The 14740-nt window shown below is 45.6% G+C and carries 11 protein-coding genes; 4 read left to right on the forward strand and 7 right to left on the reverse strand.

Going from position 1 to position 14740, the window contains the following annotated elements; translation table 11 throughout:
• Positions 1 to 3 precede the first annotated feature (3 nt).
• The gene (gene asnC / locus A142_RS02680; protein ID WP_008218581.1) at positions 4 to 468 is read left to right on the forward strand and encodes a transcriptional regulator AsnC; all 465 of its coding nucleotides are present in this window, start codon (positions 4 to 6) and stop codon (positions 466 to 468) included.
• A gap of 102 nt (positions 469 to 570) precedes the next feature.
• Here the strand turns inward: asnC and prlC are convergent, their stop codons facing one another.
• Positions 571 to 2613: an oligopeptidase A gene (prlC, locus tag A142_RS02685; protein WP_019826554.1), complete on the reverse strand. Its 2043-nt coding sequence runs from the start codon at positions 2611 to 2613 to the stop codon at positions 571 to 573.
• 278 nt (positions 2614 to 2891) lie between these two features.
• Here prlC and A142_RS02690 point away from each other — a divergent pair, with 278 nt between their 5' ends.
• The 3 genes from A142_RS02690 (at position 2892) to A142_RS02700 (ending at position 5658) form a co-directional block, all read left to right on the forward strand.
• Positions 2892 to 3731 carry a 23S rRNA (adenine(2030)-N(6))-methyltransferase RlmJ gene (locus tag A142_RS02690; RefSeq protein ID WP_029405738.1) on the forward strand — a complete coding sequence of 280 codons (840 nt, stop codon included), beginning with the start codon at positions 2892 to 2894 and terminating at the stop codon, positions 3729 to 3731.
• Positions 3732 to 3919: 188 nt separating this feature from the next.
• Positions 3920 to 5275 (forward strand): glutathione-disulfide reductase, encoded by a 1356-nt coding sequence (gene gorA / locus A142_RS02695; RefSeq protein WP_029405739.1) that lies wholly within the window; start codon positions 3920 to 3922, stop codon positions 5273 to 5275.
• Positions 5276 to 5406: 131 nt separating this feature from the next.
• Positions 5407 to 5658, forward strand: a complete 252-nt coding sequence (locus A142_RS02700; protein ID WP_029405740.1) for a DUF6482 family protein — start codon at positions 5407 to 5409, stop codon at positions 5656 to 5658.
• 92 nt (positions 5659 to 5750) lie between these two features.
• On the opposite strand, the gene A142_RS02705 is transcribed toward A142_RS02700, so the two are convergent.
• From A142_RS02705 to A142_RS02730, 6 genes are all read right to left on the reverse strand, one after another.
• Positions 5751 to 6992, reverse strand: a complete 1242-nt coding sequence (locus A142_RS02705; protein WP_019826562.1) for an NADH:ubiquinone reductase (Na(+)-transporting) subunit B — start codon at positions 6990 to 6992, stop codon at positions 5751 to 5753.
• A gap of 200 nt (positions 6993 to 7192) precedes the next feature.
• The gene (locus tag A142_RS02710; protein ID WP_019826564.1) at positions 7193 to 8161 is read right to left on the reverse strand and encodes an SPOR domain-containing protein; all 969 of its coding nucleotides are present in this window, start codon (positions 8159 to 8161) and stop codon (positions 7193 to 7195) included.
• Between the two features lie 187 nt (positions 8162 to 8348).
• Positions 8349 to 9287 (reverse strand): ABC transporter permease, encoded by a 939-nt coding sequence (locus tag A142_RS02715; protein ID WP_019826567.1) that lies wholly within the window; start codon positions 9285 to 9287, stop codon positions 8349 to 8351.
• 2 nt (positions 9288 to 9289) lie between these two features.
• Complete coding sequence (locus tag A142_RS02720) at positions 9290 to 10267, reverse strand: ABC transporter permease (protein ID WP_019826569.1); 978 nt, start codon at positions 10265 to 10267, stop codon at positions 9290 to 9292.
• A 176-nt stretch (positions 10268 to 10443) separates the two neighbouring features.
• Positions 10444 to 11997, reverse strand: a complete 1554-nt coding sequence (locus tag A142_RS02725; protein WP_019826571.1) for an ABC transporter substrate-binding protein — start codon at positions 11995 to 11997, stop codon at positions 10444 to 10446.
• A gap of 94 nt (positions 11998 to 12091) precedes the next feature.
• Positions 12092 to 13819: a dipeptide ABC transporter ATP-binding protein gene (locus tag A142_RS02730; RefSeq protein ID WP_019826573.1), complete on the reverse strand. Its 1728-nt coding sequence runs from the start codon at positions 13817 to 13819 to the stop codon at positions 12092 to 12094.
• Positions 13820 to 14740: the final 921 nt, after the last annotated feature.

Below are 14740 nucleotides of genomic sequence, written 5' to 3' on the forward strand. Positions count from 1 at the left end.
TGCATGTCCACAACCACAGCTCGTCTAGATGATCTAGACCGTGCCATTCTCAAAACCTTGATGGAAGATGCACGTACTCCTTATGCTGAAATGGCAAAGCAGTTCGATGTCAGCCCTGCAACGATTCACGTTCGCATCGAAAAGATGAGATCGGCAGACATTATTGAGCGAACGGAAGTTGTGGTAAACACCAAAAAGCTGGGTTACGACGTGTGTTGCTTTATTGGCATCAACCTTAATGCTGCCAAAGATTACCACTCGGCGATCGCTAAGCTGAATGCCTTAGACGAAGTGGTTGAGGCGTACTACACCACTGGTGCTTACAATATCTTTGTAAAGCTGATGTGTAAGTCGATAGAAGAGCTGCAGTTTGTATTGATCGATAAGCTGCAAGCGATCGATGAAGTTCAGTCGACAGAGACACTGATTTCATTGCAGAACCCTATCAACCGCAATGTGAATCCATAACATTGATTCGCCTTGCTTGGCATCAAACACAGACAAAAAAAGAGCCTCTAACTAGAGGCTCTTTTCGCAATTAACTCTTAATAAACTAGATAGTTACCGTAATTATGCGTTAATGCCCGCGTGACGAAGCATTGCGTCGATTTGTGGCTCACGACCACGGAAGCGTTTGAACAGCTCCATTGGCTCTTCACTGCCACCCATTTCAAGGATGTTGTTCAGGAAGCGATTACCCGTTTCAGTGTTGAAGATACCCTCTTCTTCAAATGCTGAGAACGCATCTGCCGATAGCACTTCTGCCCACAGGTAGCTGTAGTAGCCCGCGCTGTAACCACCAGCAAAGATGTGACCAAAGCTGTGTGAGAAACGGTTCCAATCTAGGCTTGGCAGTACCGATACCTTAGACTTAACATCCGCTAGCGTTTCTAGTACGCGACCACCCACTTCAGGGTCGTACTCTGTGTGTAGCGTGAAATCGAACAAACCAAGCTCTAGCTGACGCAGGATAAACATCGCAGATTGGAAGTTCTTCGCCGCTAGCATCTTCTCTAGCATCTCTTTTGGTAGCGCTTCACCCGTTTCGAAGTGACCAGAGATGAACGACAGCGCTTCCTCTTCCCAACACCAGTTTTCTAGGAACTGACTTGGCAATTCAACCGCATCCCAAGGCACGCCATTAATACCCGCAACTGCGCCCGCTTCTACTTGCGTCAGCATGTGGTGAATGCCGTGACCGAATTCGTGGAATAAGGTTACCACTTCATCGTGAGTAAACAGTGCTGGCTTATCACCAACAGGCTTGTTGAAGTTACACGTTAGGTAAGCAACCGGCGTTTGCAGCTCACCAGACTCAGTAATGCGACGACCACGACAGTCATCCATCCAAGCGCCACCACGTTTGTGTTCACGTGCGTATAGATCTAGGTAGAAGCTACCACGTAGTGTTCCGGTCGCATCAAAGATATCAAAGAAACGCACAGACTCATGCCAAGTGTCTACACCTTCACGCTCTGTTACCGACATACCAAACACGCGGTTCAGTACCTCAAACAGACCTGAAACCACATTAGATTCTGGGAAGTAAGGGCGAAGCTCTTCATCAGAGATCTCGAACAGCTTCTGTTTTTGTTTCTCGCTGTAGTAAGCGATGTCCCAAAGATTCAATTCAGAAACACCAAACTCTTTCTCAGCAAACTGACGTAGCTCTTCTACTTCGCGCTCACCTTGTGGTTTGGCTTTTACTGCTAAGTCGTTAAGGAAGCCAAGTACTTGGTCTGGCGTTTCTGCCATCTTGGTCGACAATGATTTTTCGCTGTAGGTGCTGAAACCCAGCATGCGAGCGATCTCGTGACGCAGCTTAAGTTGTTCAGTAATGATCTCAGTGTTGTCCCACTTACCTGCATTTGGACCGCGATCTGAAGCGCGAGTTACGTAAGCTTCGTACAGCTCTTTACGTAGCGCTTGGTTATCACAGTAAGTCATCACAGGTAGGTATGAAGGGATATCTAGAGTCAGTAGGTAACCTTCTTGTTCTTTAGACTCCGCTGCTGCTTTCGCTGCCGCCAGTGCTGATTCAGGCATACCTGCCAGTTCAGCGACATCTGTAATGTGCTTGCTCCAACCCATGGTTGCATCAAGCACATTGTTTGAGAATTGAGAGCCTAGCTCAGACTGGCGCTTACTGATCTCGCCATAGCGGTGCTGCTCGTCTGCTGGTAAGCCAATGCCTGACAGTTCGAAATCGCGCAGTGCATCGGTAATGGTTTTTTGTTGAGCTCTATTTAATGCCGAAAATGCTTCACTCGCCTTGATCGCTTTGTACGCTTCAAACAGGCCTTTGTGTTGACCAACCCACGTGCCGTACTCAGACAGCAGAGGCAAACAGCTCTCATACGCTTCACGCAACTCGTCGCTGTTCACAACCGAGTTCATGTGGCTTACTGGTGACCAAACACGGCCTAAACGATCATCCACTTCTTCAATTGGAGCAACTAGGTTGTCCCAGCTTGGCGAAGTATTACCTTCAAGTACTTGTTCTATCTTGTTGCGACACGCTTCAATCACTTGCTCAACCGCTGGCTTAATATGCTCAGGTTTGATTTGTGAAAACGGAGGTAAGTCCGTGAAGGTTAATAGCGGATTAGACATATAAACATTCCTTTGGCGTTAGAGACTTTCGTCTTTTTGTAATGAGGTCGTCTTACAGTCATCAGGCTAAAGTTCGCCCTAAAAAATCACCTGCGAATAGTTATTAAATAGTGCCCAACAAGGCAAATTTCAATAGTAGAACCAATAACTAACTGCATATTGCTAGTGACTGTTCCTGAATTGTTCGAGAATTTATGGTCCATTGAGGGTTATAATAGTCTGATTAACCCCACCTACACTAACCACACTCTAATTCGAGAGTGTTACGAGAGTTTAATTTGTTAAGTTATCGCCACAGCTTCCACGCGGGCAACCATGCCGACGTAGTAAAGCATATCGTACAGAGCCTTATTCTTAATTCTTTGAAACAGAAGGATAAGCCTTTTGTTTATCATGACACTCACTCTGGTGTTGGTCGTTACGACTTAACGCATGAATGGTCTGAACAAACCGGTGAATACAAGCAAGGTATTGCCCGCGTTTGGGAGCAAAAAGACCTTCCTGAAGACATTCAAAGCTACCTTGAGTCTATTTCCATTCTAAATAATGGCGAGAAACTGCGTTACTACCCAGGTTCTCCACGTGTTGCACGTGCACACCTGCGTGACCAAGACCGCATGGTTCTGACTGAGCTTCACCCAGCCGATCACCCTCTGCTTGAGCAAGAGTTCCACCGCGATCGTCAGGTATCTATCTACAAAGAAGATGGGTTTAAGCGCTTAAAGGGCAGCCTGCCACCAAAAGAACGTCGTGGTTTAGTACTGATCGATCCACCTTACGAGCTAGCAAAAGAGTATCGTGATGTCGTGACAGCAATCGCTCAAAGCCACAAGCGCTGGGCAACTGGTATCTACGCAATTTGGTACCCGGTAGTAAACCGCTGTGATATCGAAGATATGATCGAAGGTCTCGAAGGCTTAGGCATCAACAAGATTCTACAAATCGAACTTGGCGTATCACCAGACACCAATGAACGTGGCATGACAGCATCAGGCATGATCGTGATTAACCCGCCTTGGAAGTTAGAAAGCCAAATGAAAGAGATTCTTCCATTCTTGAAGGAAGCAATTGCTCCGGCGACCGGTCACTTCAAAGTAGAGTGGATCGTACCCGAGTAATCTCGAACTTAACGTCATGCTCTGACGAATATTCAGCAGATTGTGACGTACACGAATAAATTTTAAACAGGGAGATTGAGTTCAACCGATCTGCCCTCAATATAATAATTAGACAATTTAAGAATCTATAGGACGTAGGTGTTCAGTGCGCTCACTGTACCCACAGCCTTCAATAAATGGAGAAAGTAATGGCGACTCATTTTGATTACATCTGTATCGGCGGCGGTTCAGGCGGCATCGCATCAGCAAACCGCGCAGCAATGCACGGTGCAAAGGTTGCACTTATCGAAGCTCAAGACCTTGGTGGTACTTGTGTAAACGTTGGTTGTGTTCCTAAAAAGGTAATGTGGCACGGCGCTCAAGTTGCTGAAGCTATCAACCTATACTCTGAAGATTACGGCTTCGACGTTGACGTAAAAGGCTTCAACTGGAGCAAATTAGTGGAAAACCGCCAAGCGTACATTGGCCGTATCCACCAATCTTACGATCGCGTTCTTGGTAACAACAAAGTAAACGTAATCAAAGGCTTTGCTAAGTTCGTTGACGAGAAAACTGTTGAAGTTAACGGTGAACACTACACAGCTGATCACATCCTGATCGCAGTTGGTGGTCGTCCAACCATTCCAAACATCCCAGGCGCAGAATACGGCATCGATTCAAATGGCTTCTTCGACCTAATGGAGCAACCTAAACGTGTTGCTGTTATCGGCGCAGGCTACATCGCAGTAGAAATCGCAGGCGTACTAAGCGCACTTGGCACAGAAACGCACCTGTTCTGTCGTAAAGAGTCACCACTTCGTAGCTTCGATCCAATGATCATCGAGACATTGGTTGAAGTAATGGAAGCGGAAGGCCCAACACTGCATACACACTCTGTTCCAAAAGAAGTAGTGAAAGAAGCTGACGGCACACTGACTCTACACCTAGAGAACGGCAACACTCAAAACGTTGACCACCTAATCTGGGCTATCGGTCGCCACCCAGCCACTGACACTATCAACCTAGCATCAACTGGCGTTGCAACTAACGACCGTGGCTACATCAAAGTAGACGAGTTCCAAGCAACTAATGTTCCTGGCATCTACTGTGTTGGCGACATCATGGAAGGCGGTATCGAGCTAACACCTGTCGCTGTTAAAGCAGGTCGTCAGCTTTCAGAGCGCCTATTCAACGGCCAAACAAACGCGAAGATGGACTACAAGCTAGTTCCTACTGTTGTATTCAGCCACCCGCCTATCGGTACAATTGGTCTAACGACTCAAGAAGCTGAAGAGCAATACGGCAAAGACAACATCAAGGTTTACACGTCGGGCTTCACGGCAATGTACACAGCAGTAACCAAGCACCGTCAACCTTGTAAGATGAAACTAGTATGTGCTGGCGAAGAAGAGACTGTAGTTGGCCTACACGGCATCGGTTTCACTGTTGATGAAATGATTCAAGGCTTCGGCGTTGCAATGAAGATGGGCGCAACCAAAGCAGACTTCGACTCTGTTGTGGCGATTCACCCAACGGGCTCAGAAGAGTTCGTAACGATGAGATAATCGACACCTTTTGTTGATAACTCTTAAAAGCAGGCCTTGTGCCTGCTTTTTTTATGCCCACTCTTGAACCTTACTCCCCAACTCCACGTAACACAGATACTAACCTATCTAGAACAGCAATGGAGTTTGTTATGAATCTACTAATTGAATCATTTGAAGGCGGGATCTACTTGGCTTACCAAGTTATTGGCGAGCAAAAGCAATTAATTAAAGATGACCACCAGCATCCTAAGAAGTTTTTGAGTGTAAACCAAGCACGCGATCACTTTAGCGACCAAGCCGTGGCATCAGCAATGCTGGTTCATAACAGCGCCTACGACGAAATGTGTGGTGAACACTGTGGTAGCACACAACCTTTCGAGATTGATTTGAAGTGGAGTTAAATCAACCTCAAATCAATCGCGATAAAAATTGAAAGGCTTGCATCAATGCAAGCCTTTCTTATGGGAGTCACTTTCACTTTTAACCACTTAGATTAGCGCGATGTCCGTTTCAGTCTTCGTTTGATGTTCTGCTCTTTCACTACAAAGTCGAACAGCGGAGCGAACAGGTTGGCGAACAAGATAGCCAGCATGATGCCCTCTGGGTAGGCTGGATTGAGCACTCGTATACCAACCGTCATCACACCAATCAAAATCCCATAGGCCCATTTACTCTGATTGGTAAACGCGGCAGATACAGGGTCTGTTGCCATGAAGAAGGTACCAAAGGCAACACCACCCAACACAAAGTGCCAGTAGAACGGCATCGAAAACATAGAGTTGGTTTCTGACCCTATCCAATTCATCAAGCTAGATGTCACAACGAGACCGACAATCACACCGGCGACAATGCGCCAAGACGCTATCTTCATCACAATCAAAATCAACCCCGTCAGCATGATAAGCAGTGACGACACCTCACCCATCGAACCTGGAATATTACCGATAAAGGCATCCATCCAGGTGATCGCCTCGCCAGTCATATTATTGATTAGTGACGGGCTGCCCCCCTCATACCATTGGCTCAGTGGGGTCGCGCCTGAATAGCCGTCAGCAGCAACCCATACCAACCCACCGGACATGTTGGCGGGATAGGCAAAGTAAAGGAACGCGCGTCCTGCAAGGGCTGGGTTCAAGAAATTTCGCCCTGTGCCGCCGAATAACTCTTTGGCGACAACGATACCAAAGGTGATACCTAACGCGGCTTGCCAAAGCGGAATGGTTGGCGGAAGAATAAGCGCAAACAGTACCGAACTTACAAAAAAGCCTTCATTCACCTCGTGTTTTCGCACAACGGCAAATAAAACTTCCCAGAAGCCCCCCACCACAAATACGGTGACATAAACAGGTAAGAAGTAGAGCGCCCCCAAGAACATCTGACTTCCCCAGCCGCTTGCTACTAAGGACGGTGCATCACCAAACGCCCACGATAAGCGCCAACTACTGTCGATGATAGAAGCAAGTTCGTTAAATTGATAGCTAGAGGTTAATGCGAGGACGCTTTGGTGTCCGACGTTATACATCCCCCAAAACATCGCGGGGAAGGTCGCCAACCACACCAGAATCATGATTCGTTTGAGATCGATGCTATCTCGAACATGGGTCAAGCCTTGGTTTACGTTGCCAGGTGTATAAAATATCGTCGCGAAAGCCTCGTATACAGGATAAAGCTTTTCGTACTTCCCTCCGGCTTCAAAGCGTGGAGCCACGTCTTCTAATCGTTTTTTTAAACTCATAATCTCAATCACCTTATTGCTTGAGTTATGGTTTTCTACGCATCAACCGTGCTATTTGAACAATTTTTAACGATATTTAGTCAAATTCGTTTTGAAGAAGTAGACATCAAGAACTTAGACCAACATTGAAACAGAAAGATGTAAAAACAACAAAGCCCCAGCGATGGCTGAGGCTTATTTGGTATTACTACGGGTCTTCGTTATTTAACGCACATTACGTTAAGCAGTGAAGAGCCTTTGAGTTGGTTTACGTTACCATTAGTGAACAGGCCTTTCTTATCCGCTCCCCAATAAGGTAGGTGCATTGGCCAGTTCTGGTTTTCCATCACTTTTGAGCTCAAGATGCTCTGCCACTGCTTTTCACTCATCAGCTTCATATTGACCTTATTACATACCAATTCAGCGCTGCCGTAGTCTAAACGGCTCCAAGGCTTACCTTGCTCCATATAGAACTGCTGTTGATGGTCTAGAAGGTAAGGAATCGCATACTGGCTACCCGCAACGTCTGCGGTCACGCGAATCTCGATCTCTAGATCATTGTCTGAGCTCGCGTTACCACTTGGTAGCGTCTGAATAACAGCAGCACTTGTTACCGCCGCCGCTTGCTTGGCAGCCACAGGTTTCGATACAGGCTTAGCTTCTACTTTTGCTTTTACAGGAACCTTAGGCTTCACCGCTTTTGGCTCTGCCGCTTTTGCAACGATAGGCTGTGATGAGGTTTTCGACTTATCGACCATACGAATAAAGGCTTCACCGTAACCAGGAACCTTACGTACCTGAGTTAGGTCTTTTCTCGCATCAGAGAAGGTAGAGTAAGGTCCAATTAAGCAACGGTAGTCCCCGCCTTCAGGCTTCATCCAAACGTTGGTCGAGATTTTCTCATACAGAGGCTTTGCTCGATTCAATGACAAAGGCTTATTCAGCAGGCCACATTGAACCCAAAACAGTTCGTTATCTGAATGACGTTTAGGCGCCTTGCTACCCCAAACTCCCTTACCGATCGGACATGATTGCTCTAGCTGTGGTAATTGGTTAGTGCTTGCCTGAGTTGCATCACATAGAACCGATTCAGCATTCACTTGGCTCGATACCAAAAGGGATGCAGCGATAAGCCCCATACGATAATGTCTCGTCACAGCACGACATACAGCATTCATTGTCAATTTCATAACCACCACTTAAACCCTCGCGGATTAATTATTACCGAATCAATGTCGATAAAACATGAATTCCATTTTAAGTATTATTGACACTATCAATGACACTAAGTTCCAGATCCATTAAGCAAAAAAAGAGCCGTAATTGCTTACGGCTCTTAGTTTAGTGACTTTTTTTACTAAAAATCAAACCGAGCTATCACCCTTTGTAGATTTTCGGGTTAAACACGTCGCGTAACCAGTCACCTAATAGGTTAATAACTAGAACCAATGTTACCAAAAGCACACCCGGGAATGCTGTGATCCACCATGCTCCTGAGAAAATGTAGTTAAAACCAGTACTGATCAGAGCACCGAGTGACGGTTGGTCTACCGGTAGGCCTAAACCTAGGAAAGAAAGTGCCGCTTCTGACATGATGGCATTTGCCACCTGTACCGTAGAGATAACCAAAATTGGCGATAAACAGTTAGGCAGAATATGACGGAACATGATGCGAGGCGCTCTAAAGCCCATCACTCGTGCTGCTTCTACGTACTCTTTCTTCTTCTCAGCCAATACGGATGCGCGAATCGTACGAGCATACTGCGGCCATTCTGCAATACCGATGATCACCACCAGCATAACAACCGCATATTGCGCATAGAAGTCACTGCCGAAGCTTGCCTTAAAGATGGCTGAGACAATGATCGCAACCATCATGGTTGAGAATGAAAGCTGAACATCGGCAAAACGCATTAGGAAGCTATCAATACGACCACCGAAGTAACCCGCAGACAGACCAATGATGATACCGAGAGTCAGCTGAAGACCTACCGCGAGGAAACCAATCGTCAACGAAAGACGAGAGCCGTAAAGCATAGTAGATAGGATGTCACGACCTTGCTCATCAGTACCCAGTAAGAAACGCTCTTCGCCATCCTCCATCCAAGATGGTGGCAACTCAGAATCCATGATGTCGATAGACGTCACATCATAAGGGTCTGTTGGCGCTAGAATCGGTGCCGCTAATGCCATAATAAGAAAAGCTGCAAAGATAGCGAAGCTAACCATTGCCACTTTATCACGTAAGAAGTAGTACAGAATATCTGACTGCTTGAATCGCTCCCAACGCGATGGAGCTGTTGTTGTGTGTTCCATGATTATGCTCCTTTCCCTGTAATGTTCACTGTTGGGTTAATGATGCCGTACAGCAGGTCAACAATGGTGTTCGTTACTACGAAGATCAGGCCAACGAAGATAACGTATGCGGTAATCAGTGGAGTATCCACTCGGTTAATCGCTTCAAGGAATAGGAAGCCGGTGCCTGGCCACTGGAATACAGTTTCAGTAAGAATGGTGTAAGCCACCATAGTACCGATTTGAACACCACCTACCGTTAATACTGGCAGCATTGTGTTTTTCAAAGCGTGTTGGTAGTAAATCTTGTTCAGCGCTAGGCCTTTTGCTTTACCAAACTTGATGTATTCAGAGCTAAGAACCTCTAGCATTTCAGAACGTACTAGACGAATGAATAGCGGCAGCATGATAGATGCTAGAGCAATACTCGGCAGCACTAAGTGCGCAAGGCCATCTATCGTTAAGAAGCCAGACTCCCAACCAAACCAGTTTGCGGTCTCACCACGTCCAAACGACGGCAGCCAACCTAATTCAATAGAGAATACATACATCAACATGATTGCGGTTAAGAAAACAGGCACAGAAATGCCGATACTACTGCCCGCCATCACCAGTTTAGTGAAGAAGCTTTTTGGGTGTATTGCAGAATAAACGCCAAGTGGAATCGACAGACAAACGATGATCAGAGAAGCGCCAAACACAAGTTCAAGCGTCGCCACCAGCTTATCTAAGATTACGTCCACAGCAGGGCGTTTAAAGAAATATGAAGTACCAAGATCACCTTGTAGAGCAGCGCTCACAAAGCGGGTGTATTTTGTAATGAAGGGATCATTTAAGCCGAGTTCATCACGCAGCGCTTGACGCTCCGATTCTGAAACAGATTGACCGACTAACTCACGCAACGGGTCGCCCAGGTTATCCTGAATGGCAAACGCCACCAAACTGATCACAAACATCACTATCAGTGCCTGAAACAGGCGCTTGACCAGAAACGTAACCATTCCTTGCCCCTTATCTATCCATGACTATCTAATCGAAATCCGCGACTAGATAACAAAATTCAGTCTTAAAAAAGGTATTTAGCCCGACTGAAGGAAGACCAAATACCGAAACTTAAATCTATTTCTTAATAATTTGAGAGCCTGAAAGCTCAGGCTCTCGATTCTAGCAAGCTAGATTATTTTACAACTAGGTCGCCGAAGTAAGGCATAACCATTGGGTTTACGATGTCTGCAGCACCTACGTTAGACTTCGCGCCCCACGCTTCACTTTGCCAGTGTAGCGGTACGAATGCAGCGTCGTTGTATAGTGTTGCTTCAACGCCTTTCAGCATCTTAGAACGTTTAACTGGGTCAGTTTCAGTATTAGAAGCTTCTACAATCGCATCCATTTCTGGGTTTGAGTAACCAGAACAGTTGTATTGACCACGACCAGTCTCTTCGTTACGAGTCATTGTTAGGAACTCGTTGAAGTTCGCTGAATCTTCAGTATCTGAGTGCCAGCCGATCATCATCATGTCTGCTGAACATAGGTCAAACTCAGGCCAGTACTGTGCTTTAGGCATCGTCTTAAGATCAACTTTGATACCAATCTTAGACAGCATTGCCGCAGACGCTTGCGCTACTTTCGCATCGTTCACGTAACGGTTGTTTGGAGCCATCATAGTTAGCGTAAAGCCATCTTCGTAGCCCGCTTCTTTCATCAACTCTTTCGCTTTTTTCAAATCGTAACGAGGAACTAGGTCTTCGTTGTGACCCGCGTAGCCTGTTGGGCTTTGCTGACCAGCAGCTGTTGCGAAGCCTTTCATGATCTTCTTAACGATACCTTCGTTGTTGATTGCGTGAACAATCGCCTGACGAACGCGAACATCTTTAAGAGCTTCGTTGCTGTTTTGGTTCATTTGGAACGTGATGATACGAGTACCAGGTAGCGTTACTAGATCGATGTTCTTAGCGTTTTTAACACGCTTGTGATCGTTTGGTGCTACTGGGTGAATCATATCAACGTCGCCAGAAAGAAGTGCTGCAACACGTGTCGCGTCTTCTTTGATTGGCACAAGTGTTAGCTTGTCTACGTTACCTTCAGTTTCTGTATCCCAGTAATCGTTGAAACGTTCGAACGTTACTTTAACGCCTTGCTCACGCTGCGTTACGATGAAAGGGCCAGTACCTGAAACGTTAGTCGAAGCAAACGAGTTACCGTGCTTAACTAGCTCAGACTTGTCTTTACCTTCCGCTGTTTGGCCAGAGTAGAACTTGCTGTCCATTGGGAAGATGTAAGTTGCTGTTTGTAGTACTAGTGGGTAAGCCGCTTTTGATACTAGCTCAACTGTGTAGTCATCCACTTTTACCATTTTTTCGTATGGCGTGAAGATAGACTTAAAGTCTGGAGAAGCTTGTAGACGTTCAAAAGTCCACACAACATCATCAGCAGTCAGTTCGTTACCAGAGTGGAATTTCACACCTTTACGTAGGTTGAAACGGAAAGTCGTTTCATCAACACGCTCCCAGCTCGATGCTAGGCGGCCTTCAAAATCCATCTCTTTTGTGAAACGTACTAGAGGGTCAAACACCATGTGAGACATTTGCAGTGTGCCACCAGACAGCTGCTCGTGCGGGTCAAGTGATACAGGGTCAGCTGCGTAGCCAACGGTAATATCTGCTGCTGCTGCACTAAAGCTTAGGCCAGCTGCCATTAAAGCTATTGCTAATTTGCTTTTCATGGTTTTCATTGCATAACTCCTTCATGCGGGAATCCAGATCCCTAGTTGTTGTATTTGCGTCTGTTTATTGTTTTTAGCAAGCTAAACTCCAGCCTGCTGATTTTTATACCGCGGCTTGTGCCACTGCTTTTTCTTCTCTTAAACCTGTAAATTCAGGCATTAAAGAAATTAGGTGTTTGCTGTACTCATGCTGAGGCGATTGGAATAGCTGCTCGGTTGGCGCGACTTCCAATAGTTCTCCCATTTGCATCACACCAACACGGTCACACATTTGGCGAATAACCGGTAAATCGTGACTGATGAACAGCATGGTTAGGTTTAGCTCATCTTGTAAGTCTTTTAATAGGTTAAGGATCTGAGCCTGTACCGACACATCCAGTGCCGAGGTAGGTTCATCACAAATCAAAAGACGAGGGCGAGTTGCCAAAGCGCGAGCGATAGAAATACGCTGACGTTGGCCACCTGAGAATTCGTGTGGGTACTTAACCCCGGCCATTACGCCTAAACCAACGTGCTCTAGCAGGTCGTTCACGATCTGACGAGTTTCATTCTCGTTGCGCGTAAGTTTATGGAATCGGATAGGTTCAGCAATGATGTCGAATATCTTCATTCGAGGGTTCATTGATGTGTAAGGGTTTTGGAAAACCATCTGCATTTGACGACGCATAGGGCGACGTTCTTTTTCAGATTTAAGACCAGTAAGATCAACGCCTTCAAACGTTACCTTGCCTGAATTCGGTGCGTACAAGCCAGCAATCACACGAGCAATCGTTGATTTACCTGAACCTGATTCACCTACTAAGCCAAACGTCTCACCTTCATGCACTTCAAAGCTCACGTTGTTTGATGCTTGAACGTACTCACGACGACTCTCAAAGAAAGAATCTTTGGTGGTAAAGCGTAAGTGCACGTTTTCAACATTCAACAATGGGCCAGTGTAATCACGGTGATCTTGGCTTTGGCCTAACCAGTGGTTTTTCACATCTAGAGGCTCCATCTCGTGCGCTTCTTCGATGTAGCTCACAAGAGGGAAACGATCAAGTTTACGGTCTGAACGTGGAACCGCTGAGATAAGACTGTGTGTGTATGGGTGTTCAGGAGTACCAAGGACTTTCGCCGTCGGGCCAAACTCAACTAAGTCACCACGATACATAACGGCTACGCGGTCGGTAACGTTTGATACCACGCCCATGTCGTGCGTGACCAACATACAACCTACGTTTTTCTTAATACATAGATCGCGAATCAAACCTAAGATTTGATCTTGAATAGACACATCCAGTGCCGTCGTTGGTTCATCTGCGATGATAAGGTCAGGTTCACCAGCCAATGCGATCGCGATAACCACACGCTGACGCATACCGCCAGAGAACTGGTGTGGGTACTGCTTTAAACGGTTTTCAGGTTGTGGGATACCCACTTGGTTCATCAAGTCTAATGAACGCTGGTAGGCTTCTTGATCCGAAACCTTCATGTTGGCATGAATCGTCTCTTTTAACTGCTGTTCTACTGTGAATAGAGGGTTAAGAGACGTCATTGGATCTTGGAAGATAAAACCAATCTTTGAGCCGCGAACAGAACGCATCTGTTCAGGAGATAAGCCAGAGACTTTTTCGCCATCCAGAAATACCTCGCCGCTAGCAATGCGGCCGGGAGGGCTCAGCAAATCGATCACAGCATTACCTACTGTTGATTTACCTGCACCAGACTCGCCTACAACACCAACGATCTCACCACGTTCGATGTTGAACGAAAGCGATTTAACTGCGGCGTGAACTCCATGACGAGATGGGTATTCGATACGAAGATTTTTTACTTCTAAAAGTGACATTACCAGACCTCTACTGCTTTGGCAGCTTTCTGCCCTGTCTGCAAAATTGAATCCATTCTTACCAGAATATTGTTCTGATATTTTATACGGTTGACAATTTGGCAAATAATTCACAGAAAAGCAACAAGAATAGGATAAAAAGTCGACATTAAACGCTTAGCAAGCAAAAGTTCCACATAACTATTCACCCAGAGAGCATATAGTAAGAAAAATCAACATTATATTATCGGCAAGAAATACTCACAAACTCCTTACGACTACTTACTTGTAGAGATAAACCTGTGCTTCAAAGCAGATCTCACTACCAGTCACTAAAAACAAATAATTATTCCAAAAAACAATTAACACTATAGAAACAAACGCTAATTTTGTTACTTTGAACAAATAAAAAAACCAGATACACGTATATTAACCATACATTTAACCATTTTTATTATTTTGGCAAATACAAAACTGAGAAACGAAAGGCTTAATAAATCTAAGGGGTTTTTGACAGGCCAAATGCGTAGAAAGCTGTCAAATTCAGGCCTTAGTGAACAAATTCAGGGTCAGGTTTCACTTTTCATAAAAGTCTTTAGACCAAACCCATTAATATGTCGAATTATTGAGCGTGCAATTTATATAAAATTAGATATAGATCTGCACATTTGATAAAGAAAGCAACTCTGTAGCAGCACCATAATCAAGCAGATCGATAGGAATCTGTCTTATATAACAAGGGAAGACAGATGTAAGAAAGCCCCGCCATTTTTGACGCGGACGGCTAGTTGAGGCTTCTTAAGGTGGTCGGTGAAGAGACATTCTTTGAACATCAGGCGAACCCCACTCTGTTCAAGTTATCTAAATTTCAGATGTAAAAAAGCCCTAGTCTTTCGACTAGGGCTTCTTAAGGTGGTCGGTGAAGAGGGATTCGAACCCCCG

Source organism: Vibrio splendidus 12E03 (assembly GCF_000272105.2).
Classification (GTDB): Bacteria; Pseudomonadota; Gammaproteobacteria; order Enterobacterales; family Vibrionaceae; genus Vibrio; species Vibrio splendidus_I.

Excerpts from the sequence above, each read along its gene's own strand:
- asnC (WP_008218581.1), top strand. The coding sequence starts at position 4 with ATGTCCACAACCACAGCTCGTCTAGATGATCTAGACCGTGCCATTCTC.
- prlC (WP_019826554.1), bottom strand. The coding sequence starts at position 2,613 with ATGTCTAATCCGCTATTAACCTTCACGGACTTACCTCCGTTTTCACAA.
- gorA (WP_029405739.1), top strand. The coding sequence starts at position 3,920 with ATGGCGACTCATTTTGATTACATCTGTATCGGCGGCGGTTCAGGCGGC.
- A142_RS02700 (WP_029405740.1), top strand. The coding sequence starts at position 5,407 with ATGAATCTACTAATTGAATCATTTGAAGGCGGGATCTACTTGGCTTAC.
- A142_RS02705 (WP_019826562.1), bottom strand. The coding sequence starts at position 6,992 with ATGAGTTTAAAAAAACGATTAGAAGACGTGGCTCCACGCTTTGAAGCC.
- A142_RS02710 (WP_019826564.1), bottom strand. The coding sequence starts at position 8,161 with ATGAAATTGACAATGAATGCTGTATGTCGTGCTGTGACGAGACATTAT.
- A142_RS02715 (WP_019826567.1), bottom strand. The coding sequence starts at position 9,287 with ATGGAACACACAACAACAGCTCCATCGCGTTGGGAGCGATTCAAGCAG.
- A142_RS02720 (WP_019826569.1), bottom strand. The coding sequence starts at position 10,267 with ATGGTTACGTTTCTGGTCAAGCGCCTGTTTCAGGCACTGATAGTGATG.
- A142_RS02725 (WP_019826571.1), bottom strand. The coding sequence starts at position 11,997 with ATGAAAACCATGAAAAGCAAATTAGCAATAGCTTTAATGGCAGCTGGC.
- A142_RS02730 (WP_019826573.1), bottom strand. The coding sequence starts at position 13,819 with ATGTCACTTTTAGAAGTAAAAAATCTTCGTATCGAATACCCATCTCGT.